Here is a 23,084-nt window from a genome sequence, read left to right on the forward strand (position 1 = left end):
TCGGTCTCAGTGTTGTCCGCTTCCTTGTTTCAACGTTTACCGCTCCCGGTCCGATGACCATGGCGGAAGCTATTTCAACAGCCTGCTAGGGGCACTTGACGCGACCCTCGCGGGCGAGGTGGTTGCCTCTCCGGGAGGTTTCATTGCAACCGGCCAAGTGACGAACCAGGGTATGACATTGCCGCTATCGGCTGCGGATCGCGCAATGCTTTCTCAGATCGACAACTTGCCGAATACGACCTTGCAGGGTGACGCGCGCGAATTTGTCGTAAACAACTTTTGCGCGCAACGGTTTCACACAGCTCGATGGAAAGTGTGGCGTCAATTGCTTTGACGGAGTGTATGTGAAAGGCGACATGGTCTATATCAACGAGGTCAAGCCACTCAATGCGAACGGGTCAATCAAGCTGAATGGCCCTTCCGGATCCTTACCGACGCAGATGACAGATGATTGGGTGACCGGTGCAATCGATCGTCTGCGGCAAACAGGTGATGCTGCTGCGATGCAAACCGCGGACATTATTCAAGCGGCAAAGGATAATGGGAAGCTTGTTAAGTTGGTTACCGGTGTTGATAGCCAAGGGGCAACTGTTGTCAAACTCGGAGGGGCAAAATGATTGAACTAAGCCGCGATCAAAAGCTTCTCAATGTCCTTGGCGCAGAGGAAAAGGCAAGCCTTCGTCAAATCGAGTGGTTCGTGCATCGTCGAAAGACAGTCAGGTTAGGCAGCATTCTTTGCGGCCTCGCAGGGTACGCGCGAAACAGAGCTATTTATGCCTATTTCACTGAGCACGACCTCGAGAAGTGTAAGCAGAATTTCTATCTGGCGTCCAAGCTCATTCTCGCAAGCGTGGGGCAGGATGGAGGCGCTTCTTTCGAGGTGGGAAGAGATATTGAGATTGCACTGCTATCTGACTGCGAGGAGGTAGTCAAAGAAATTGCTCGTCTAGAAACGGCGGATTTGGTGAGCGAACGCAATAATCCATTGTATAGCCGTTTCCACGTCTACATGTTGCAAATGACAATCCGCGGCGAGGATCAAACGGTTCGTGCCATGATCGAGAAAATTGCAGAGCACGGCCGAAAGCCACTGCGAACGGAGTGTGCCGAAGGCCGTGATTTCTTTTCGCTTTTACTCAAGGGTGATAAGGCAGGCCTGGAAGAGCTAATCGCGAAGCATGCATCTATCAAAGGAAGCGGCGATGTGGCGGAAGAGTTCATGGCTTACCGCGGTACCCTGGAGGCCAAGCTGTGCTGGTATCGGGGCATCCCCGTTGAGATCGAGCATCCCCTGATTCCGATGGAACTACTGCCTATCCGTCCGCTGAGGCACTACGATAACGTTCACGACTTCCTTGAGCCAGGGTGGGTGCCGCCACCGCAGGGTTTCCTTGGCAAGCTGTCTCAATTGTTTGGCGGAAAGCCGTGACCTTTACAAGCGGCAGTTGCACCCGAATGAGCGGCAGTGGGCGAAGGATCATGCGAAGGACTTCGCGAAGTTCAAGCGTGGGTGATGACGAGCCTATCGTCCGGTACGACATCTTTTGTTCCTAGTCAACCAGCACCGAAATGAAATGAAGCAATCACGAATTGACCAACTCTTACGGAGCGGCAGTTGGAAGGGAGCTTGTGCCCGAGTAACTGGGGTAGTCCTCGTCTATCTCGGACTTGTGTACCTTCCGGGTGCTATCGCTTGGGGCTCCAAACATTGGGGGCTAACGCCCATGTCTGTACGCCAAGTGGCAAGCCACGGCACGATCGTATCGATTTACCGGATTGCATTCATCGTTGCGCTTTCAATTGAAGCCATCGGCTGGGGTGTGGTGGCTGTGAGGAAGTATCGCCGAGGCCGAAATCAAACTAAGAGGCACGTGTAGATTGATGGATCTGATGGCTCAGTGAAACCGCGAGCCCTCAGCCAAGACAAGCAGCAGGTCAGCTCCACCGATCCCTTGAGCAATGACGTGGCGACCTGTGTTCCCTAGCCACAAACCGTACATCGACGCCCGACAAGATAGCACCGTAATCACCCCTCAAACCCCACCCCCCACAAACTCCCTCAACCACCGATGCGCCGGGTCCCGATGCACACGCTCGTGCCACAGCATCGACATCTCGTAGCCCGGCACGTCCACCGGCGGTTCGACCACGCGCAGCGTGTCCATGCCGCGCACGAGCCGTTCGGGCAGCATCGCGACCAGATCGGTGCTTTCCAGCACAGATCGCACGAAGAGAAAGTGCGGCACCGAAAGCACGACGCGGCGCGTCATGCCGGCTTTGGCGAGCACGTCGTCCGTAACGCCGACGAAGCCGCCGCCCTTCGGCGACACGATCACATGCTCGAGCTGGCAAAACTGCGCCAGCGTCGGGCGGCGCTTCAATCGTGGATGTCCGGCGCGCCCGACCAGCACGTATCGCTCGGTAAACAAGGCGCGGCGTCGTAGGGTGGGCGGCGCGTCCTCGGTGGTGTGGAACGCGAGATCAATCGCGCCTTGTTCGGCCTGCTTCGCCAGCTCCGATGGCGGGACGGTCACCACCGCGAGTCGCGTGCCCGGCGCCGCCGCGCGCAGACCGCTCAAGGCGGGTAGCACGATCGTCGATTCGCCGTAATCGAATGCCGAGACGCGCCACGTGTGCGTGGCTCTGGCCGGGTCGAACGCACGCGCCGGCAGCACCGCGCGCTCCAGCGCTTCGAGTGCCTGCCGCAGCGGTTCGCGCAGTTCGTCGGCTTTCGCCGTGGGCCGCATGCCACGCGGCCCCGGCAGCAGCAGCGGGTCGCCGAACACGCTGCGCAGCTTCGCCAGTTGCACGCTGACCGAAGGCTGCGCGAGATGCAGGCGCTCGGCGGCCCGCGTGACGTTGTGCTCGGAGAGCAGAACGTCGAGCGTGATCAGCAGATTGAGGTCCAGCTTTCTGAGATCGTCCATGGCAATACCTGTCATATTGGGAATTCATTTCCAATATACCGGCGTCACACCTATCCTGCCTTCGTTCACCTACGGAGGCTTACTCATGAACGTCTTGCTGGTCTACGCCCATCCCGAACCGCGCTCGTTGAACGGGTCGCTGCGGGACTTCACCGTCAACCATCTTCAGCAGGCGGGGCACGCGGTCCAGGTCTCGGACCTCTACGCGATGAACTGGAAAGCCGTGCTCGACGCGAGCGACTACCCCGAGCGCGAAGCCGGCGCGCCGTTCAATCCCTCGCTCGAGTCGAAGCATGCCTTCCAGCACGGCACGCAAGCCGCGGACATCGCGCGCGAGCAGGAGAAGCTGCGCTGGGCCGACACGGTCCTCCTGCAATTCCCGCTCTGGTGGTTCGCCATGCCGGCCATTCTCAAGGGCTGGGTGGAGCGCGTCTACGCGTACGGCTTCGCCTATGGCGTGGGCGAGCATTCGGACACGCACTGGGGCGACCGCTACGGCGAAGGCCTGATGAAGGGCAAGCGCGCGATGCTCGTCGTCACCACGGGCGGCTGGGAGTCGCATTACAGTCCGCGCGGCGTGAACGGTCCCATCGACGACCTGCTGTTCCCGATCCACCACGGCATCCTCTATTACCCGGGCTTCGACGTGCTGCCGCCGTTCGTCGTCTATCGCACGAGCCGCATGGACGAAGCGCGGTTCGCGCAGGTGCGCGAGGCGCTCGGCCAACGGCTCGACACGCTCGGCACGACCGCCCCCATCCCGTTCCGTCAGCAGAACGGCGGCGCATACGAGATACCGGCGCTCACGCTGCGCGCCGACCTCGCACCGGACGAAACCGGATTCGCGATCCACGTGGCCTGAACCGCGCCCATGCGCGCCTTGCCTTCCTGACAAAGACGACGGTCAGCCTTCGGGCAGCGTGTAAACTGCTGCCTTTTTGCCTCTGGTCGTATCGTGCAAGTCCCGCCCCGTACCGCCTTTGGCGGTCCGACCCTCGTTCGTCTGCTGGCCCGTCTTGTAGACGCCAACGTTCCCGCGTCCGCGCAGTCGCTCTCCGACCGTCTGAGCCAATGGCTCGGCTGGACCGACGCCATTGCGCTTTCCACGGCACTGAACGCGTCGCCGCCCGCGCCGCGCGTCCCCGCGGGCGGCGCGCGTTCGTTCGGCAGCGCCGAGGAAGCGCTGTGCGCGAACGTGCGCGGCGCGTTGACGAAGGCGATCGCCAATGACGGCGTGCTCGCCGTCAGCCGGCGCACCCGCGCGCCGCGCGGCGGCTCGCGCGTCATGCCGGAGCAGGCCGCGGGCGACTACGCCGCGTTTCGCCAGTCCTATCTCTCGTTGCAGCAGGCGATGGAAACGGACATCGGCGACCTGCGCGGCCGGCTGCGCGCGTTGCTCGCAGCGCGCACGTCCGGCATGGCGCGCCTTGCCGTGCTCGATGCGGTGATGGAGCGCGCGCTCTTCGCACGCGAACGCACGCTGCTTGCTTCGGTGCCCACGCTGCTCGGCGCGTACTTCGACCGTTTGTGCCGCGAGGCACAGGCCGCAGCGCCAATCGATACGCCAACCGCTGCGCCAACCACGGTCGACGCCTCCGACGAAACTCCGCCGGTACTCTCGGGCGAGCGCCTCGACGCGTTCCGGCGCGACGTGCAGAGCGTATTGCTCGCCGAACTGGAGGTTCGGTTCCAACCGGTCGAAGCGCTGCTCGCTGCGCTTCGCACTCGCCAAGCCTGATTCAAGACCCTATGCACGACTCCCTGTCCCGCGCCTTGTCCTCATTTCGCATCGATCTTGCTGTGTTCCTGGCCGGTCTCGCCGCCGTGTGCTGGATCGCCGTGGGTTACGCCGCCTCGAACCCGCTTGCCTCGGCGGTGACGCTGCTGATCGGCGCCTGCTACGTCGCGGGCGCGCTCGAATTGCGCCGCTACCGGCTCGCCACCGCCACGCTCGTGCGCGCCGTCGCGAGCCTGGCGGACCGGCCGCCCGCGCTCGGCGCCTGGCTCGATCAGCTCGATCCCGGCCTGCGCGGCGCCGTGCGCGCCCGCGTGGAGGGCGAGCGCGCAGTCTTGCCGGCGCCCGCACTCACGCCGTATCTGGTGGGTCTGCTCGTGTTGCTGGGCATGTTGGGCACGCTGCTCGGCATGGTGGCGACCCTCAAGGGCACCGGCGCGGCGCTGCAAGGCGCGAGCGATCTCGACGCGGTACGCACCACGCTCGCTGCGCCCGTGAAGGGGCTCGGCTTCGCGTTCGGCACCTCGATTGCGGGCGTGGCGACCTCGGCGATGCTCGGGCTGCTCGCCGCGCTGTGCCGCCGCGAGCGCGGCGAAGCCGTGCAATTGCTCGACGCGAAGATCGCGACCACGCTGCGCGTCTACTCGCAGGTGCATCAGCGCGAGCAGACCTTCAAGCTCATGCAGCGCCAGGCCGAGGCCATGCCGGTGCTCGTCGAGCGCCTGCAAACGATGATGGCCGCGCTCGAGCAACAAAGCCTTGCCGCGCACGAGCGGCAGATGGCGGGCCAGCAGGCGTTTCTCGGCAAGACCGAGGCGACGTGGGCGAGCCTTGCGGCATCCATGCGGCAATCGCTGAAAGAGAGCGCGGCCGAAAGCGCGCGCGCCGCAGGCGAGGCATTGCAGCCCGTGGTGGAAGCGACCATGGCGGGCCTGGCACGCGAGACGTCGTCGTTGCACGACACCGTCGCGCAAGCGGTGCAGCGGCAACTCGACGGACTGGCGAGCGGTTTCGAATCGACGGCTGCCAACGTTTCCGAGGTCTGGAACCGCGCCCTCGCCGAGCATCGGCGTTCGGGCGACGTGTTCATGCAGCATCTGCACGCGTCGGCCGCGCGGCTTGCCGAAACCTTCGAACAACGCTCGGCCGGCATGCTGGAGGGCGTGACGGCGCGCCTCGACACGACTGCGAGCAGCCTCTCGCAGGCATGGAACGAGGCGCTCGCCCGCCAGGGCGAAACGAGCGCGAAACTCGCGGCGGCGAACGAACAGGCGCTCGGCGCCGCTGCGGCACGCTTCGAGCAGCACGGTGCCGCGCTCGTGCAGGCGGTGAACGAATCGCACGCCAGTCTGCAGACGCAGCTTGCCTCACGCGACGAAGAACGGCTGCAAGCATGGAGCGCGTCGCTTGCCTCGATGGCAGCTGCGCTGCGCGCAGAGTGGCAAGAGGCGGGCGCACAGACGGCGAGCCGTCAGCGAGAAATCTGCGAGACGTTGGCCAATACGGCGCAGGCCATGTCGGCGCAGAGCGAGGCGCATGCGCGCGAAACCATCGGCGAAATTTCCCGGCTGGTCGCCGCGGCATCCGAAGCGCCGAAGGCCGCCGCCGAAGTGGTGGCCGAACTGCGCCAGAAGCTCTCGGAGAGCATGGTGCGCGACACCGCGATGCTCGAAGAGCGCAGCCGCATTCTCGACACGCTCGCGACCTTGCTGGATGCGGTCAATCACGCATCGACGCGGCAGCGCGAGGCGATCGATGCGCTCGTCGCCACCTCGGCCGATCTGCTCGAACGCGTCGGTACGCGTTTCAGCGACAAGGTGGAGACCGAGGCCGCGCGGCTCGATGGCGTCGCAGGCCAGGTGAGCGCGAGCGCTATCGAAGTGGCGAGCCTCTCGGACGCCTTCGCGGGCGCCGTGCAGTTGTTCGGTGCCTCGAACGACCGGCTGGTGGCGCACCTCGAGCGTATCGAGAGCGCGCTCGACCGCTCGCTCACGCGCAGTGACGAACAGCTGGCGTACTACGTGGCGCAGGCACGGGAAGTGATCGACCTGAGCATGCTGTCGCAGAAGCAGATCGTCGAAGACCTGCAGCAGCTGGCCGGCCGGGGCGCGCCGACGGGAGCCGACGCGGCATGAGCGACGAAATCGATAGCAGCGCAGGCACCGTAGAGGCCACAGCGCCCATCTGGGCCGCGTTCGGCGACCTGATGTCGGTGCTGGTGGGCGCGTTCGTGTTGATTCTGGTGGGCGTGATCGGCCTGCAGATCGAACTCTCGTCGCGGCTGCGCGAAGAGACGCGCCAGCGGCAACTGGAGGCGCAGCATCGCAAGACGCTGGAACAGGCGCTCGCGGGGCCGCTTGCGGCAGGGCGCGTGACGCTCGTGAACGGACGCATCGGCATCAATGGCAGCGTGCTCTTCGCGCTCAATTCCGACCAGTTGCAGCCGCAGGGCCGCGACCTGCTGAAGAGCCTCGCGGGACCGCTCGCCGCGTTCCTCAAGACCAACAACGAGATGCTGATGGTGAGCGGCTTTGCCGACGACCTCCAGGTGCGCTCCGGCAACCGGCAGTTCGCGGACAACTGGGAACTCTCGGCCAAACGCGCGCTGACCGTGACGCGCGCGTTCATCGATGCCGGCATTCCGGCTTCGTCCGTATTCGCGGCCGCGTTTGGTTCGCAGCAGCCGGTGAGTTCGAACGCCGACAAGGAAGGACGCGCGAAGAACCGGCGCGTGGAGATCACGGCGGTGCCGAAGCTCGCTACGGCCAACGGTGCGCATCGTGAGTAGCGGGCGGGAAGACGTGGCGCGGGGCGATCGGCAGTGTGCTGCCGCCGGGACAGGCGACGGCATGGCGACAAACACGCGCCCCGACTCGACCACCTCCCACGACGCGACGAATGCGTCTGATGTCGTCACGCAGGCTCAGTCGCTGCTCGACAGCTGGCGTGAGCGTGGCGCGCATCGCGTGGCACCCATGCGCTTTCGCTTCATCGACGCGCTGAGCCGCCGGGCCGCCGCGCACAGCGGCGCGACGCGGCATCTGCTCGACGAGAAGCTGGCGCAGGCATTGGACGAATACACGGCCGAACTTGCACGCGCAGGCTTCGATACCGCCAAAGCAGAACCGGTTCGCGCCGCTTCACCGCCACGCGAACCGGTGCGTGGGGCCTTGTTCGAACTGCTCGATCAACTGGCGAGCCAGGACCGCAAGCGTGACGCAGGCCACACTGCATCGCTGCGGGCCAATACGTCGAGCTGGCCCGAAATGGAACTGCTCGACTACTTTCGCGCCACGTGGTCGCGGCTCAGTGCCGAGCGGCAGCTGCGTCAGTCCGAAGACCGGGTGCCGCGCAACGCGGGCCCGCTCAATTCGAGCAGTCTCGTGCATCGGTCGCTCTCGCTGATGCGCGAGTTGTCGCCGGGCTATCTCCAGCACTTTCTCTCGTATGTCGATGCCTTGTCGTGGATCGAGCAGATGAATGGCGCCGCCGTCGCGCCGAAGGAAGTACCGCGCGCGGCGAACACCGCAGGGGCAAAGAAGGGCGAGCGTAGCCGCGCGCGCTAACGTCGGGCCATATCGACGGCCGTTTTCAATCGCCGTTTGTGACCCTCGCCGAAGGCTTGATGGTCTGCGGAAAATGGCCCCACGCGAAGCGCTGCACGAATTGATGAGGGTCAAGTGGCGACCCCACCGCGTCCGATAAGGTGGGGCAAATACCGCGCACGCCGACGCGCCTCGAGCCTACGACGAGGACTCATCATGCTCAGCCCGCACGAATTCGCCACGCTCATGCTCATCAAGCACGGGCACAAGCCGCATCAACTGGATCGTTTCGAGGTGCACGCGCTTCAGTCGCACCGCCTCATCACGCTGGAGCAGCGCGAGAGCGAGTACGTCAACGCGTGCGTGACGCCGCGCGGCGATTCGCTACTGCGTGCCATCGCGCGGCTGCCGCAATCCATGCCGTTGCGTTGACCGGCGTTCAAACCGGTTTGCGCAACTCGAAGTCGTTCAACGACAACGAGGTACAAGGGACAGAGCGCTTGCCGCGCTACGTCGGCTAGCTGTTACCGATTTACCCTGGCATTCCTCAGCGGCGCCCTTCGCGCCTCACGCATCTGCGGCGTCCGCTTCCAGAAACTCCCTCGCCCCACGCGCTTCAGCCGACGAACGCAGTGCCGCCAGCGCGCGCCGCTCGATCTGCCGCACCTGCTCGCGCGACACACCGGCCTGCTGCGCGATGGTGTCGTAGGTGTCGGGCGCACCGCCGCCAATGCCGAATCGCCGCCTGAGGACATCGGCTTCCGAAGGCTTCATCGACTGCAGCAGCGACGCCACGCAGGCCCGCATGCGCTCGTCCACGAGCGAGGCGAACGGCGTAGCTGCACTCGTGTCCGCCACGATGTCCACGAGTTCCGTCTCGCCGTCGGGCAGCAGCGCGTCGAGTGACGCGGGTTCGCCCGGCAGCGCGAGCAGCGTCTTCAGTCGCTCTTCGCTGAGTCCGCTTTCGGCGGCCAACTGGTCGAGCGCCGCGTGGCGGCCCGTGCGCTGACGAATCTGTTCCCCCACGCGCCGCACGCGCCCCAACTGATCGCTCACGTGCACGGGCAGGCGGATGGTGCGGGCGCGGTCCGCGACGGCGCGCGACACGGCCTGGCGGATCCACCACGTCGCGTACGTCGAGAACTTGAAGCCGCGCTGATATTCGAACTTGTCGATGGCGCGCATGAGGCCGAGGTTGCCCTCCTGCACGAGATCGGCAATTTCCAGGCCGCGGCTCGCGTACTTCTTCGCAATCGAGAGCACGAGGCGCAGGTTGGCTTCCAGCATGCGGCGCGTGGCGTCGCGCTGGCGGCGTTGCGCCTCGGCCAGTTCGTGCGCGAGCGTGGCGACAAGTTTGGCCGGCACAGCCTCAGCGGCGTCGCGGTCGATGGCCGCGTCGCCGGCATGAGCCTGCAACGCACGCAGAGCGGCCGACGCGCTTTCCACCGCGCGCGGCGACCATCCGCCGACGAGCGCCATGTCGACGATGCGCGTGCGCGCGTTGCCATGCGCGCGCGAGCCCGGGCCGCTGCTGCGCAACGCACGGCGCAGGGCGGCGAGCGCGTGTTTCGTCTGCTCTGCGTGTTCGGCATCCGCGTGCGCGGCGCGTGCCTTGCGGATAGGCGCTTCGCTGTCCGCGTCCGCTTCGCTATCGGTTTCGTCGTTGTCCGCCGCATCGCCTGCCGGGCGGTTCACGTTGGCAAGCAGCACCGCGGCGGTCTGCGGACAACCGGCGAGCGCCCACAGCACGTCCCGGCGGGCCGCTTCGATTTCCCTCGCCAGCGTCACTTCTTCGTCGCGCGTGAGGAGCGGCACCGCGTGCATGCGGCGCGCGTAGAGCGCGAGCGGGTCCGTGGAGGCGCTCGCGCCGCGTGCGGCGTCTTCGATCAGGTCGCTCGCCTCTTCCAGCACCTCGCGGTCTACGGCAGGCGTTGTCTCGTTTCCAGGGAACGTGCCGTCCGGCCGCTCTTCGAGCACCGCGATGCCGGTTTGCTGCAGCACGGTGCGCACGGCGTCGAGCGCTTCCGGCGAGGTGCGCTCGTCCGGAAACTCGTCGACGATGTCGGCGTCGATCAGGTATCCCTGCGTCGCGGCGAGCGCGAGCAGCCGCGCAACGCTCTCGCCGTACTCGTTCGTGCGATCGCTGCTTCGATCCGCGTTGCGGTTCGTGCCTTGTACCCGGTCTGCCGTAGTCATATCTATTGCGGGCTGAGCCGCCGTCCTGCGTGCGTGAACTCGCGTTCACCTGGTTGCGCTTGCCACCGAATCGCGGACGCCCGTCCGCCGCAGCTTGCGTGACGTTGGCAAACGTGGGGGCGAATCGGCGAACTTCAACGCGGCGCGTCGAGTGTGCGGAGTGTGCACGGTGTGCGTTTACGCCGTGGCGTTGCGAGCCGCCTCGCCGTCGTAGTGACCGTCCGCGCCGCGCGGCGTGGGCTGTTCGCCGAACCACGGCACGTCCGCGCGCAGCGAAGCGGCGTAAGCCATCCAGCCGCCGGGATTGCCGGCGAACAGATGCTCGCGCACCGGCGCGGCCAGCGCGTCGCGATCCAGCGTGTCTTCCAGCAGCAACTGGGGCCAGAGGCAAAACGCGTGCAGTGCGGCATCCGCGAATTCGCGCACCGTCATGCGTGCCCACACGTGTTCGATCAGCGCCACGTCGGCAAGGATCGGTGCTGCCTCGAGCAACTCGGCAATCGTTTCGTCGTCGCGTTCGCGCTCCACCACATGGCTGATGGTCTGCAGCACGCTGCCCAGCTGCAGCAGCAGGGCGCGGCGTTCGTATCCGTCGTTCATCTGGAAGGTCTCCGTTGGCGATGCGCGGTTCGCACGATCTATTTACGCGTGTGCGACGGCAATACGTTTGAGCCATGTCAACGGGCCGGCAAGGCGCCGCGGCCAGCATGGAAAGCCGGAGGAGCGCCTGCGTCAATCCGTAGACGTAAAGAGGGCGATGAAGAGCGCCATGAAGAGAGCTGTGAAGCGGACCATGAACCGAGAAAGAGGGAGAGAAGCGCAATGAACGGGACAAACCTGCCGCACCCCGCGCCTGCCACGGCGAGCGAGATTCGCGACATCGTCGGGCGCGTGGAAGACGACGTCGTGGCCCAGATTCTGGAGATCGGTCCGACGGGCGCCGAGGTGCTCGACGCCTGCACCTGGCTGCGCTCGGACGAACGCCGGCAGCAACGGCTCGACCACGAACTGCACGGGCGCGCGGCGCGCGTGCTGGCGATTCTCGAAGCGGCGCTGCCCGATAGCGAAGACGGCGAGCCGTGAAAGCGGCGCGGCCCGTAACGTGCGGAGGCGGACGGTAAGAGCCGGGGCGCGCCACGTAAGCGTCGATAACATCCGGAAAGGGGGCGCCATGATCCCCGCGTTTATTGCGGCTTCGGAAGCGTCACCGCTGACCGACCATGGCGGCAAGCGTGAAACGCGTCCTTCTGCGGCGAGACAGCCGGCAAGCGGAGCGCGGCACGCCAGCCGTTACACCGTCTGTGCGCCGTGTGCGTGTTACATGCCGGTTATGTGTGTTACGTCGATTACTCTCCGAACCTGACCGCTACCCATGCAAGCCGATCTTCACTTCTCCCTGTCCCAGTCTCAGCGCGACGCGGTAGACGTCGCACATGCACGCGCCGCGCGTCCCGCGCAGCTCGCGCGCCGCATGGCGGCGGCCGTTGCCGCGTCGTGCGCGCTCGGCCTCGCCGTCGCGCCGGCCTTGGCCTATGCCGACCAGGTGCCCGACACGTGTGCAGCGCTCGCGCACGTCGTCTCCACGCGCGACTTCCAGACGCTGCGCGGCCAGACCGGCGGCATGCTGACCGACGCGCCGTTCCTCGGCGACTGCCGTGCCGCCCGCCACGTCTACGACTGCCGCTTCGCCGCGCACTGGGGCCCGGACGGCGTGGTGAACGACCCGCTCGAAGAAATGGGCGCCGACATCGCCGCGTGCTTCAGCAACGTCGTGCACGACGTGAACACGCCGACGCGCCAGCATTTCACGGTCCGCAGCGACAACGGCCCCGTGAGCGTGACCGCGAGCGTCGACGGGCCGCGCACGCTGCATCTGCGCATCGTCCGCTGAGGACGGCGGCGCTTGCGCAGCGGGTTGGCGTGGCGTGTCCGCCGGGAGTGTCCCTATGAGGTGCGCGTGATGGCGACGGCAGTGAGAAGCGTGCCGCCAGGCGGCTTACCGGCGGGCAGCGGGCGGCGACGCCGCTGCGCGATGCCCGGTGCGTCCCTGCTGCTGGCTGCGTTGCTTGCCACGCCGTGCTTCAGCGCGCTCTCCGGTTGCGCATGGACGCTGATCTCCGCCGCGGACGCCGCGGGCTCGCTCGTGCAGGCAGGGTTCGCTGCGGCCGCGAATTTTCCGTCGGCGACCTACGTGAACGGCAATCCGGCCACGCTGCACACGGTGTGCATCGAGCTGAACCAGAACGTCTCGCTGGGCGATTTCGTGCCCGCGCTGCAGTACGCGTTGCGCAAGCGCGGCGTGATGTCGGAGGTCTACAGTCCGGGCACGTCGCCGCTCACCTGCGAAGCCACGCTCGTCTACGCGGCGACCATGGAATGGGGCCACCGTTCGTTCAGCGACGAATGGACCGCTTACCTCTCGGCCATCGACCTCACCCTCATGCGAGGCGGTCAGGTGCTCGTGAATGCGCGCTATGAAACGCGCGGACTGAACACGGACCGCTTTTCGAGCCCGAGAACGAAGCTTGGCGCGCTCGTCGACCGGATGGTCGTGGCGCGCACCGATTGACCGAACCTGATGCGGCGCGCGCGGCACCGCGCCGTGCGCCGCATCGAGCGGTATCTGTGCCGAATGAGGCACGCGTACCGGAACGTCCCTCGTAGGCCTGCCTGTGCGACCGGGCAGGCCACACTTCGGGGTTCTTCACTACCACAGTGAAGAACCCCTTTTTTTCATTGGCGCTTACACCACGAGCTTCGCGCGCAGCGTATCGATCACGCCCTGGCTCAGGCCGAGCCCCGACGTGAGATAACTGTTTAGGGTTCCGAAGCTTTGCTGCATCTGGTCGAACGCGGCTTGCAGCACGTCGGGCTGCGCCTGGTAGAGCGGCGCGGCGCGAGTGGCCGCCGTGCTGTCGGTGCGGCGCGCGAGCGCGTCGATGCGCGCGGAAATGGCCGCCGCCGCATAGGTGTTGGTGAGCAGATAGTCCTGCATGATCACGTCGAGCGGCACGTCCGCAATCGCGAGCAGCAGCGCCGCGGCCCAGCCCGTGCGGTCCTTGCCTGTCGACCCGTGGAAAACCTGTGGTCCCGCGGTGTTGGCGAGCTGCGTGAGGAGGGCGCCGAAGCGCGAGCGCGATTGCGCGTCGATCACGAGCCGCCGCTCGGCCTCGCTCATCCACGCCACGGCTTCGGCTTCGCTCGCGGGGCGAGCGGCGCTCACGTCGATGGGCGAGATGTCGAGTTCGCTGCGCACGGCGCCATAGGGCAGCCGGTCGGGCTGCGCGTCGACTTCGGCTGCCACGCGCAGATCGTAGACGTGGACGATGCCGAGGCGGGCGAGCGTCGCCGCGTCGGCGTCGTCGGGCGAGAGCGCGCCGCTGCGGTAGAAGACGCCACGCCGCGTGCGACGGCCGTCGGTCGTCGGATAGCCCGCACCGGAGCCGCTCACGTCGCGGAAATTTTCGACGGAGGTGAGCTGGACCGCTGCGGGCACGTCCGTCGTATCGCTGCCGCCGCAGGCCGACAGCAGGCACGCACCGAGGCCGGAGAGCGCCACGGCGCGCGCGCTGCTCTTCAGGAACGCGCGGCGCGTGAGCCCGTGCGGCGGAATGGGCAGCGGCGGGCGGCCCCCGTGCGTGCGCAGCGCGGGCGCATATGAGCCGTGCAGCGAAGCGTCGAGCGTGGGCATGAACGCGGGGTGCAAGGAAGCGTTGCGCGCAGGTTCGTGCGGCGTGTCCGTGTGAAGCGGCATGGAGGAAGGCGGTGAGGCGTGGAAGGCAGCGTCCATGGCGGGCCCGTTCATGCGGTTGCGAGCCGGGTGCCGGCGCGTGAGTTGTCGTGTTGCGTCGGGCGGCCCGCAAGGGCGCGCGGCGTCTGGGCGGGAACGGCGATGCGCACGGCAAGCCCGCCGCCCGCCGCGTTTTCGATCACGCAGCGGCCGCCCAGGTCGCGCGCGAGCCGCGTGACGATGGCAAGCCCGAGGCCGCAATGACCGTCGCCCGCGCGCGCGGGATCGAGCCGCACGAAGGGCTTCAACGCGTCTTCGATGCGCGCGGGCGGAATGCCGCGCCCATGGTCGCGCACTGTGAGTACCCAGTCGTCGCCGTCGCGCTGCGTGCTGATCTCGACGGGCGGCTCGCCGTGTTCGAGCGCGTTGTCGACCAGATTCGTGGCGAGCCGGTCGATGAGCGTGCGCGGCAGGCGGAACGCGGGGCCGGCGGCGAGCGAGAGCACAAAGAGCGGCGCATCGTCGTCTTCGGGCAGCGAGAACTGCTCGGCGAGGAAGTCGTCCACGCCTATGTCCGGCCCGGCCGCGGGCGCGCTCGCCGCGAATTCGAGGAACTGCTGGACGATGCGCGTGAGCGAATCGATGTCGCGAATGAACTGCGTGCGCGTTTCCTCGTTGCCACCGGCGGTCACGCTCGCGCGCAGCTTGAGGCGCGTGAGCGGCGCCTTCAGGTCGTGCGCGATGCCGGCCAGCATGACGGCGCGCTCGTCGTCGGTCTCGTTGATCTGCTGCATCATCTGGTTGAATGCGCGGATCAGGTCGCGCAACTCGCGCGGCCCGCGCTCCGCCACGGGCGCCGCGCGCCGGCCGCCGCCGAAATGGCGCGCCACCTGGGCCACGCGCGAGAGTGGCCGCTGCAACTGCCACGCGGCCACGAAGGAGAGCAGCAGCGCGCCCACCAGCATCGACACCGACTCCACGAGGATGGGCTTGGGCGGCGGTAGGTCCACGGGCGTCACGATCCAGTTGCTGCTGTCCGGATAACGCACCCAGAGGCGCACGGCGTGCTGCGCCTCGCCATCCACGGCGATCTGCACGCCCGCGGGCAAGTCGGCGGCGAGCTTGCGCGCGAGCACCGCGATGGGCGTGGAGGCGGGGTTTTCGAGCTTCACGCTGGCCGGCATGTTCCACGTGGGCACGAGATGGGTGTGCAGCGCGGGCGCGAGATGCGCGCCGTGGGACGTGTCGCTGTGCACGGCTTCGAGCACGAGCAGCAGGCCGCGCGCGTAGCCGTCCGCGTCGTGATGGCGGCGCTGCGCCGTGAGCACGGCGAACCAGCCCGCCTGCACGGCGAACAGCACGATCATGGAAATGAGCGCCATCCTGCCGAACAGCGAGTCGAACGGAATCTTGAGAAAGGCTCGCTTGTTCATCGGGGACAGAAGGGCGGGCAGGAAAGCAGACCAGCGGCCGGACCGGCGTGGCCGCGAGGCATGGCAGACGCCGGAATCGACACGGCCAGATTGTAGACGTCCATCAAAAAAAGAACCTTGCAGAGTGCCGACAGTGGCGTTACGAATTCTTACGCTCGAATGAGGTTCAGTGAGCCGCGTTGCTTTCCTGAAAGAGCGAGAAAGACGTGTTAAATGCGCGCGGAAACACTGCATGGCAATGCTCCGCAAAATCGGCATGGCGGGCGGCAGGAGGGGCGCAGTCGCATGCCGCGGCCCGAAAGGGTCATTACAGGAAATATCTGGAAAGGTTTGGTTGTCGCAAAAACGCGATTTGAGCACTTAGAATCCGTCGCATGACTGAACATGTGCTGCTCGTCGACGACGACCCCGTAGTGCGCGATCTCGTGCGCGAATACCTGCAAGGCCACGGCTTCGCGGTGTCCGTGCTCTATGACGGCGCCGGCCTGAAACGCCGCCTCGAAATGGAGCGGCCTTCCATCGTCGTACTCGACGTGATGATGCCCGAGCAAGACGGCATCACGGCGCTGCGCCAGCTGCGGGCCACGGGCGACAACATTCCGGTCATCTTTCTTACCGCGCGCTCCGACGTGATCGACCGCGTGGTGGGTCTCGAACTGGGCGCCGACGACTATCTGCCCAAGCCGTTCGATCCGCGCGAACTGGTGGCGCGCATCCGCACGGTGCTGCGCCGGCAGAGCACGGTGTCGCCGGGCGCGCCGGAGATTCGTCCTTCGTACCGCTTCGGTCCGTTCGAAGTGGATTTCGCGGCGCGCGAACTGCGCCGCAACGGCGAGCGCGTGCCGCTGCGTTCCAGCGAATTCGCCACGCTCAAGATCTTCGTCAAGAACGAGATGACGGTCATCACGCGCGCCCAGCTCAACGAACGGCTGCGCGGCCACTCGGCCACCTACCGCGACCGCAGCCTCGACGTGTCGATCTGGCGCCTGCGCCGCCTGATCGAAACCGATCCCTCCGAGCCGCGCTACATCCAGACGGTCTGGGGGCAGGGCTACATCTTCGTGCCGCAGGGCGAGACGGGCGCGGCCGAGCGCTACGGCGCGGGCAGCCCGGTCGCCGGGTAAGCGCGCGGCGCGCGCCGCCGCGTGAGAGGTCGTTGCGATCATTGCGCTGTCACGCGGTGTCCGCTGTTTTCCGCGCCCGTTTCAGAACGTCAGCACGCTCAGGAAGAGATGCTGTAGCCAGCCCACCGTGGTGGAGTCGGTGAGGCTGCCCACGCCCGCCTGTTCGATACGCGCGTTCGCCACCTTGTTCGAGGCCACGTAGTTGCCGGCCTCGATGTCCTTCGGATTGACGATGCCCGAGAGCCGCAAGTGCTCCTGATTACCGGCCATCGCGATCACCTTTTCACCTGCCACCACGAGATTGCCGGCTGCCGTCGTGCCGATCACGGAAACGGCGAGCGTGCCGTCCATGCCCATCGAGTTCTTCGTCGTGCCCTTGCCCGTGAACGTCGTGTCCGCCGAACCGATGTTGAAAAGGCGCGCGAGCCGCGCGGCGGCGCCCGTCGATTTGTCCGCGGCTTCGGCGCTGATCGAGCTTGCACGGCTCAGTTCGGTGTCGGCCGAATCGTTGCCCGACCACGATTCCGAGAGGCGAATGGTGAGCACGTCGCCCACGTGCTGGGCGCGCGGCGTCTCGTAAAGCGCGAGTGCGGTGCCCGGCTGAAAGATCGCGCCCTGCGTGTTGACCGTGTAAGGCTGCGCGACGGTGGGCGGCTGCATCGGCATGTTGACCACCGAAGGCTGTCGGCTCGACCCGCAGCCCGTAACGAGCCACGGCAACGCGGCAACCGCGACGGCGAGCGGCTTGACGAGGCGCGTGCCGCGCATGGGGCGCAGGTGGCACCCGTGATGCCGCGCGGGGCGGCCAACGGTGGGACGGAAACGGAACGACGCGATCATGGCTGCGGACCTGGATGACGGCTCAATAACGAACATGAGCGAACACGAGCGAACACGATGTAGCGATGGCCAGACGATACGGCGCACACGACTGCGGCAATGCGCTGAATACGCCCGGCGGCGCGCCCGGTTGTTATCAGAGCTTGCCGGCGCGTTGCGGAACCTTGCGTGGGCTTGCTCGGGCTTGCCGTGTCTTGCGAATTATTGCGACGGGCGACCGGCGGCGGGGCGAATGCGGCGTCGGTGAATGACGGCAAGGCTGCAAGAAGGCGGGCGCGACCGGACCGTTGCGCCTCACCATGAAACCCGTCCACCTTTCGCCCATACACCGATTCAGTCGACCGCGTCAGTCGACCGCTTCAGTCGATCACGTCGGCGCACGTATCGAACGGCACGGCCGCGGTGTGGCCCACGACGGGAACCACCTTCAGCGTGGCCGCGACCACGCGGCACGGCAGGGCCGCGACAGCGCAGCCGTCGAGCGGGAACGTGGCCGCCGCCACGGCGAGCCACGCGCCGCATCCGCGCACGGTGCGCAGCAACGGCCGGAGCCGGCTGCGCCATCCGCGCGACCGTGCCGGAACAGCTGTCACCATGAGCCGCTCACGCGGTGGTATCGACGTTCGAGCCGACCATCGAGCTGGTGCGGGCTTTGTGCGTGGTGTCGGCGGCGGGCTCGGCGGCCGCTTGCGTGGCGGTGCCGGTGCGCGCGCCGGTGCGGTTGCCCATCCTGGCCGGCGTGGTCCCGGCGGCAGCGGTCGTGCCCGCGGCCTCGTTGAGGTTCGGCAAGTGGGTGGACGGAAGGTTGGTCAGTTGCATGAGGGCTCGCTCCGATGGTTGAACGTTGATGCGCGAAACACGGCGACAGGGGACGGCACCGTATTTCGCGCTCCGATCTTCGCGTGCGAGGCGCCGCGCCGAAACGCGCGGCACAGCGTGTTTTTCGCGAGCCCTTACCAAACCTTAGCGGCGTACCGCGTGACGGATGCGCGCAGGCGCATTACGAGCGTCGACCCGGCGCAAACAAAAAAGGGCAGCCGAAGCTGCCCCGAAAGGTTGCGCGTAACGCGCATTGCTGCTGCTTGAAGAAACCTTAGTGCACGATGTCGAGCGCGTTCGTGAGGTCGCCCATCGACGGGTTGCCGTTCGCGGTCAGCCCCTTGTCGCGCGCCGTGAGACCCGGCAGCGTGGGCAGCGCGTAGCGGCGCGTGATGAAGCGCAGGATCGAGGTCGTGTCGTACTGCGTGTGGTCCACGAAGCCCTTCTTCGCGAGCGGCGACACGATGATTGCCGGAATGCGCGAGCCCGGACCCCAGCGGTCGCCCTTCGGCGGCGCGACGTGATCCCAGAAGCCGCCGTTCTCGTCGTAGGTGACGATCACGACCATGTTGTTCCACTGCGGGCTCTTCTGAAGATGCGCGATCACGTCGGCGATGTGCTGGTCGCCCGACTGCACGTCCGTGTAACCGGCGTGCTCGTTGAGGTTGCCTTGCGGCTTGTAGAAGGCCACTTGCGGCAGCGTGCCGGCGTCGATCGCCTTGATGAACTCCGAACCCGCGAGTCCGCCGTCGAGCAGGTGCGTCGAGCGGTTCGTCGTGCCCGGCGCGTAGCCGGCGAAGTAGTTGAACGGCTGGTGGTGCGGCTGGAAGTTCGGCGCGCTCATGTTCGCGCCGTAGATCACGCCCGAGGTACCGCTTTGCGCCGCGGAGAGCGCCGCGCCCCAGGCGCCGCCATACCAGGCCCACGACACGCCCGCGTTGTTGAGCAGGTCGCCGATGTTCTGCTGCGTCTGCGCCGGCAACGTCGTGGCGTTGGACGGGTCGGCGAGCGTCGTGTCGCCGCCCGAAGCCGGCTTGTTGCCGCTCGGCTGATACGGCGGCTGCATGGTGTTCACGGCGAAGAAGTCCGGCGTGAGGTTGCCCGACTTGACGAACTTCGGCGGCCCCGAGATGGCGGAGGCGGGCGAGTTCGATGCGACCTGCAGCGACACGCCGTCCGGGTTCACGGCCGAGATGGAGCCGGCGGCCGGGCTCGTATCCGCGTTCGGGTAGACCGGCGTGCACGCGCAGACGAGCCACTGGTGGTTCAGGAACGAGCCGCCGAACGCGCCCATGAAGAAGTTGTCGGCGAGCGTGTATTGCTGGGCGATCTTCCAGAGCGGCAGCTTGTCCGCATTGAGGTTGTAGTAGCCCATCACGAGGCCACCCGAATCGGCCCAGGCGGCGAACTTGTCGTTCTTGCCGCCGTCGATCTGCATCTGGTTTTCGTAGAAGCGGTGCCAGAGGTCGCGCGTGGTCTGCGTGAAGGGCACGTTGAAGCCGTTCGGGTCGTCGATGGCGAACGGGCTGTTGGGCAGGTTCGCGGTCATCGCCTGCGTGACGGCGGGCGTCACGCCCGTTTGCGTGAGACCGTTCCAGATGGGCGGCAGCGTGGCCATCACGGAGCCGTCGCGGTCGAGCTGCTTCGCGCTTGCGGCCGTCACGTTCTGCAGGCCGTTCGCGCCCGGGAACTTGCCGTAGAGGTTGTCGAAGCTGCGGTTCTCCGCATAGATCACGACGATGTTCTTCACCGACGAGATGTCGGGCTTGGTGACTTCATTGCCACCGCAGGCGTACAGGCCGAGCGCTGCGACGATCGCAAGGGGCGCCGTGCAGATCAGTTTCTTGTTCATGGAGTTTTCTCTCTCTCGCGTAGGGGACTGCCGGTGCCGTGCTGTCCATCCCGGGGATCCAACGGGCTATCGCCGGTGTCCGGCTCGGCCGCCTATGCTGTGCGGCTGCTGTCGGAGCGGCGGGATGGTCGCGGCACGTTCGGCGTCGGGAGTGTCGCAAGCTAATTTGACAGACAGATGTAATTATTTACAACGGCCTTTAGATTCCCGGGCATCCGTCGGCTTTCCGTCATGGTTTCGTCACGGTGCCGACATACGCTCTCGCGGTTCGCCAACCTCGGAAGAATACTCATGCTGTGTCGTTTCACGGAATGGCAGTTCGCCCCGCCGCCTTCGCCGGACCGTCGGGCGCTTCGCATGCGGCAGGGTGCCGTTGCCGCGCTCGCCGCGGGCTCGGTCATCGCGCTGCTTGCGCTACTCGGCGGATGCGATGCGCGCGGGCCGGGTGCCGAAGGCGCCCCCGACACGGGCACGTCGGCACGTGCGAAGACCGTGGCGGCTACAGCGCAACCCGCAGCGCAGCGGACGGACGCGCCGCAGATCGTGCGTGTGACGGCTGCGGCCGTCGCGGCGCAAGGCGGGCAGACGCGCGCCCAGGTGTACGAATCGGTACGCAAGATGACAGCGCTCGGTCAACAGTTGTTCTTCGATCCGTCGCTGTCCGGCTCCGGCAAGCTCGCGTGCGCCACGTGCCACACGCCGTCGCGCGCGTTCACGCCGGCCAACGCGCTCTCCGTGCAGCTGGGCGGCAGCGACATGCACCAGCAAGGCATGCGCGCCGTGCCCACGCTCAAGTATCTGCAGTCGGTGCCGGCGTTTCAGGCGCACTATCACGAGTCCGACGACGAAGGCGACGAAAGCGTGGATGCCGGCCCCACGGGCGGCCTCACATGGGACGGCCGCGTGGACCGCGGCGCGGACCAGGCGCGCATTCCGATCCTTTCGCCGCTCGAGATGGGCAGCTCGCCGCAGAAAGTGGCCGCCGCGGTCAAGGCCGCGCCCTATGCCGACCAGTTTCGCGACGCGTTCGGCGAGCACATCTTCGACAACGCCGACGCCACCTTCAACGCAGTGCTCAAAGCACTGGAAACGTTCGAGCAGACGCCGCAGGTGTTCTATCCGTACACGAGCAAGTACGACGCGTATCTGGCGGGCAAGACGCAACTTACGCCGGCCGAGCTGCGCGGCCTGCAGCTGTTCAACGACGAGCAGAAGGGCAACTGCGCGAGCTGCCATGTCAGCCAGCGCGCGCGGGACGGCGCGCCGCCGCAGTTCAGCGACTTCGGGCTGATCGCCATCGGCGTGCCGCGTAACCGCGCGCTCGCGGTGAACCGCGATCCGCACTTCTACGACCTGGGCGCCTGCGGCCCCGAGCGTACCGACCTCAAGGGCCGCGCCGAATTCTGCGGCCTCTTTCGCACGCCGACGCTGCGCAACGTGGCGCTCAAAAAATCGTTCTTCCACAACGGCATCTACCATTCGCTCGAACAGGTGCTGCGCTTCTACGCCGAGCGCGATACGAACCCGGCGAAGTTTTATCCCGTGGTGAACGGCAAGGTGCAGAAGTTCGACGACCTGCCGCAACGCTACTGGTCCAACCTCAATACCGAGCCGCCGTTCGACCGCAAGCCGGGCGACGCGCCGGTGTTCAACGCGGCTGAAATCCGCGACGTCATCGCCTTTCTCAACACGCTCACGGACGGCTGGCAGCCCTCGGCGCAGTAAGCCGCGACGCGGGGCCGCACGGGGTGCCGCCGGCCCCGGACGGCCGAAAGCTGCGTGCTATGCTTGCCACGGCCGTCCCGCGTGCCGGGCGCTTGATCTGCGTGCCGACGGGTGTGCCGGTTGAACAGCCGACAACGAGCCAGACTGAGCCGATCGCGAGCCAGACAACGAACCGGTGTGCGGGCCATTGCACGGACGTCTATTCGAAAGACGCCAACAAGGAGAACGACTGAACATGCCGACGCACAATCACCATCCAAACCGCAAGCCGATCCGAACCCTCACGAGCCTCGGCGCCGGGGCGCTGCTGCTGGCGTGCGCGGGCAGCGCGCTGGCCTCGAACCTGAGCTTCCTCGACAACACGCCGCTCGCCTACATCCAGCAGCGCGATCACGATGAAATCATCAAGGCCGTGTATGTCGCGCTGGACAGCAAGCAGGACGGCCAAACCGCGAACTGGACGAATCAGGGCTCCCGCAACAGCGTGCGGATCGACGCAAAGATCACGCCGCACGACACGACTAAAGACGGGGAAAAGACCTGTCGCAAGGTCGACGTGGAACTGGATGCGAAAGGCCAGTCCATGACGCTGGTGCCGTCCTACTGCCGCGAAGGCAAAGGCGAGTGGCAATTCCAGAAGGCCCGCTAAGCCGGGCAGCGGCGGCAGGGAGGACGCAGCCCGTGACCGGACGGACCGTATCGTGTGGTGTCGTTTTGCTGGACCCCGAAGGCCGGGTCCTGCTCGCGCATGCCACCGGCACCAACCACTGGGACGTTCCGAAAGGGCAGGGCGAGGAAGGCGAGACGCCGCGCGAGGCGGCGTTGCGCGAACTGGTGGAGGAGACGGGCCTCGTGATCGACCCGGAGCGGCTGGTGGACCTCGGCCGTTTCGACTATCGGCGCGACAAGGAACTGCATCTCTTTGCCGCCCGCGCGCGGGCCGACGAACTCGACCTCACACGCTGCACCTGCACGTCGCTCTTTCCGCGCCGCTGGGACGGCGTGATGATTCCCGAGATGGACGCCTACCGCTGGGCCGCGCCCGACGAGGTGTCCCGGTACGCGAGCCGCAGTCTGAACCGGCTCTTCGAAACGACGTTGTCGCTGGTGGAACTGCATCGCCGGCTGTGAGGCCCGCGATGCAGGAGAGAAGCGGCG

24 protein-coding genes are annotated in these 23,084 nt (G+C 66.5%); 15 read left to right on the forward strand and 9 right to left on the reverse strand.

Going from position 1 to position 23,084, the window contains the following annotated elements:
* The first annotated feature begins 344 nt into the window (after positions 1–344).
* Positions 345–617 carry a hypothetical protein gene (locus U0042_RS24570; RefSeq protein WP_157977905.1) on the forward strand — a complete coding sequence of 91 codons (273 nt, stop codon included), beginning with the start codon at positions 345–347 and terminating at the stop codon, positions 615–617.
* The gene (locus U0042_RS24575) at positions 614–1,429 is read left to right on the forward strand and encodes an Imm49 family immunity protein (protein WP_114814729.1); all 816 of its coding nucleotides are present in this window, start codon (positions 614–616) and stop codon (positions 1,427–1,429) included. The genes U0042_RS24570 and U0042_RS24575 overlap by 4 nt, the downstream gene beginning before the upstream one ends.
* 604 nt (positions 1,430–2,033) lie before the next feature.
* Here the strand turns inward: U0042_RS24575 and U0042_RS24580 are convergent.
* Positions 2,034–2,927, reverse strand: coding sequence for a LysR family transcriptional regulator (locus U0042_RS24580; RefSeq protein ID WP_232833577.1), 894 nt, complete (start codon positions 2,925–2,927; stop codon positions 2,034–2,036).
* A gap of 85 nt (positions 2,928–3,012) precedes the next feature.
* On the opposite strand from U0042_RS24580, the gene U0042_RS24585 reads away from it, so the two are divergent.
* From U0042_RS24585 to U0042_RS24610, 6 genes are all read left to right on the forward strand, one after another.
* Positions 3,013–3,789 carry an NAD(P)H-dependent oxidoreductase gene (locus tag U0042_RS24585; RefSeq protein WP_114814730.1) on the forward strand — a complete coding sequence of 259 codons (777 nt, stop codon included), beginning with the start codon at positions 3,013–3,015 and terminating at the stop codon, positions 3,787–3,789.
* A gap of 90 nt (positions 3,790–3,879) precedes the next feature.
* A complete protein-coding gene (locus U0042_RS24590; RefSeq protein ID WP_114814731.1) occupies positions 3,880–4,665 on the forward strand; it encodes a DUF3348 domain-containing protein in 786 nt (261 codons plus the stop codon).
* Between the two features lie 11 nt (positions 4,666–4,676).
* The gene (locus U0042_RS24595; protein WP_198665417.1) at positions 4,677–6,797 is read left to right on the forward strand and encodes a DUF802 domain-containing protein; all 2,121 of its coding nucleotides are present in this window, start codon (positions 4,677–4,679) and stop codon (positions 6,795–6,797) included.
* Entirely contained in the window at positions 6,794–7,450 is a 657-nt protein-coding gene (locus U0042_RS24600; protein WP_114814733.1) for an OmpA family protein, read from the forward strand. The genes U0042_RS24595 and U0042_RS24600 overlap by 4 nt, the downstream gene beginning before the upstream one ends.
* A 61-nt stretch (positions 7,451–7,511) precedes the next feature.
* Positions 7,512–8,228: a DUF2894 domain-containing protein gene (locus U0042_RS24605; protein WP_114814734.1), complete on the forward strand. Its 717-nt coding sequence runs from the start codon at positions 7,512–7,514 to the stop codon at positions 8,226–8,228.
* A gap of 195 nt (positions 8,229–8,423) precedes the next feature.
* Positions 8,424–8,639 (forward strand): hypothetical protein, encoded by a 216-nt coding sequence (locus tag U0042_RS24610; RefSeq protein ID WP_114814735.1) that lies wholly within the window; start codon positions 8,424–8,426, stop codon positions 8,637–8,639.
* 135 nt (positions 8,640–8,774) lie between these two features.
* Here U0042_RS24610 and U0042_RS24615 read toward each other — a convergent pair whose 3' ends face one another.
* Positions 8,775–10,403, reverse strand: a complete 1,629-nt coding sequence (locus U0042_RS24615) for a sigma-70 family RNA polymerase sigma factor (RefSeq protein ID WP_114814736.1) — start codon at positions 10,401–10,403, stop codon at positions 8,775–8,777.
* 177 nt (positions 10,404–10,580) lie between these two features.
* Positions 10,581–11,003 carry a hypothetical protein gene (locus U0042_RS24620; protein ID WP_114814737.1) on the reverse strand — a complete coding sequence of 141 codons (423 nt, stop codon included), beginning with the start codon at positions 11,001–11,003 and terminating at the stop codon, positions 10,581–10,583.
* Between the two features lie 222 nt (positions 11,004–11,225).
* On the opposite strand from U0042_RS24620, the gene U0042_RS24625 reads away from it, so the two are divergent.
* From U0042_RS24625 to U0042_RS24635, 3 genes are all read left to right on the forward strand, one after another.
* Positions 11,226–11,486, forward strand: coding sequence for a hypothetical protein (locus tag U0042_RS24625; protein WP_114814738.1), 261 nt, complete (start codon positions 11,226–11,228; stop codon positions 11,484–11,486).
* A 289-nt stretch (positions 11,487–11,775) separates the two neighbouring features.
* Positions 11,776–12,294 carry a hypothetical protein gene (locus tag U0042_RS24630; RefSeq protein ID WP_232833578.1) on the forward strand — a complete coding sequence of 173 codons (519 nt, stop codon included), beginning with the start codon at positions 11,776–11,778 and terminating at the stop codon, positions 12,292–12,294.
* Positions 12,295–12,435: 141 nt separating this feature from the next.
* A complete protein-coding gene (locus U0042_RS24635; RefSeq protein WP_114814739.1) occupies positions 12,436–12,972 on the forward strand; it encodes a hypothetical protein in 537 nt (178 codons plus the stop codon).
* A 174-nt stretch (positions 12,973–13,146) separates the two neighbouring features.
* Here U0042_RS24635 and U0042_RS24640 read toward each other — a convergent pair whose 3' ends face one another.
* Both U0042_RS24640 and U0042_RS24645 read right to left on the reverse strand, forming a co-directional pair.
* The gene (locus U0042_RS24640) at positions 13,147–14,193 is read right to left on the reverse strand and encodes a tyrosine-protein phosphatase (protein WP_232833579.1); all 1,047 of its coding nucleotides are present in this window, start codon (positions 14,191–14,193) and stop codon (positions 13,147–13,149) included.
* An 11-nt stretch (positions 14,194–14,204) separates the two neighbouring features.
* Positions 14,205–15,566 (reverse strand): ATP-binding protein, encoded by a 1,362-nt coding sequence (locus U0042_RS24645; protein WP_114814741.1) that lies wholly within the window; start codon positions 15,564–15,566, stop codon positions 14,205–14,207.
* A 374-nt stretch (positions 15,567–15,940) separates the two neighbouring features.
* Here U0042_RS24645 and U0042_RS24650 point away from each other — a divergent pair, with 374 nt between their 5' ends.
* Positions 15,941–16,690, forward strand: coding sequence for a response regulator (locus U0042_RS24650; RefSeq protein WP_114814742.1), 750 nt, complete (start codon positions 15,941–15,943; stop codon positions 16,688–16,690).
* An 81-nt stretch (positions 16,691–16,771) separates the two neighbouring features.
* On the opposite strand, the gene U0042_RS24655 is transcribed toward U0042_RS24650, so the two are convergent.
* From U0042_RS24655 to U0042_RS24670, 4 genes are all read right to left on the reverse strand, one after another.
* Positions 16,772–17,458 (reverse strand): flagellar basal body L-ring protein FlgH, encoded by a 687-nt coding sequence (locus U0042_RS24655; RefSeq protein WP_114814783.1) that lies wholly within the window; start codon positions 17,456–17,458, stop codon positions 16,772–16,774.
* Between the two features lie 431 nt (positions 17,459–17,889).
* Positions 17,890–18,126, reverse strand: coding sequence for a DUF6726 family protein (locus U0042_RS24660; RefSeq protein WP_232833584.1), 237 nt, complete (start codon positions 18,124–18,126; stop codon positions 17,890–17,892).
* A 7-nt stretch (positions 18,127–18,133) separates the two neighbouring features.
* The gene (locus U0042_RS24665) at positions 18,134–18,349 is read right to left on the reverse strand and encodes a hypothetical protein (protein WP_114814744.1); all 216 of its coding nucleotides are present in this window, start codon (positions 18,347–18,349) and stop codon (positions 18,134–18,136) included.
* A gap of 274 nt (positions 18,350–18,623) precedes the next feature.
* A complete protein-coding gene (locus U0042_RS24670; RefSeq protein WP_114814745.1) occupies positions 18,624–20,201 on the reverse strand; it encodes an acid phosphatase in 1,578 nt (525 codons plus the stop codon).
* Between the two features lie 291 nt (positions 20,202–20,492).
* Here U0042_RS24670 and U0042_RS24675 point away from each other — a divergent pair, with 291 nt between their 5' ends.
* The 3 genes from U0042_RS24675 to U0042_RS24685 all read left to right on the forward strand — a co-directional run bounded on the left by U0042_RS24675 (position 20,493) and on the right by U0042_RS24685 (position 23,057).
* Entirely contained in the window at positions 20,493–21,926 is a 1,434-nt protein-coding gene (locus tag U0042_RS24675; protein WP_114814746.1) for a cytochrome-c peroxidase, read from the forward strand.
* A 235-nt stretch (positions 21,927–22,161) separates the two neighbouring features.
* Positions 22,162–22,575 (forward strand): hypothetical protein, encoded by a 414-nt coding sequence (locus U0042_RS24680; protein WP_114814747.1) that lies wholly within the window; start codon positions 22,162–22,164, stop codon positions 22,573–22,575.
* A 32-nt stretch (positions 22,576–22,607) separates the two neighbouring features.
* On the forward strand, positions 22,608–23,057 hold the full coding sequence (locus tag U0042_RS24685; protein WP_114814748.1) for an NUDIX hydrolase: 450 nt from the start codon (positions 22,608–22,610) through the stop codon (positions 23,055–23,057).
* The last annotated feature ends 27 nt before the right edge of the window (positions 23,058–23,084 follow it).

It is taken from the genome of Paraburkholderia kururiensis, assembly GCF_034424375.1.
GTDB classification, from domain to species: domain Bacteria; phylum Pseudomonadota; class Gammaproteobacteria; order Burkholderiales; family Burkholderiaceae; genus Paraburkholderia; species Paraburkholderia kururiensis_A.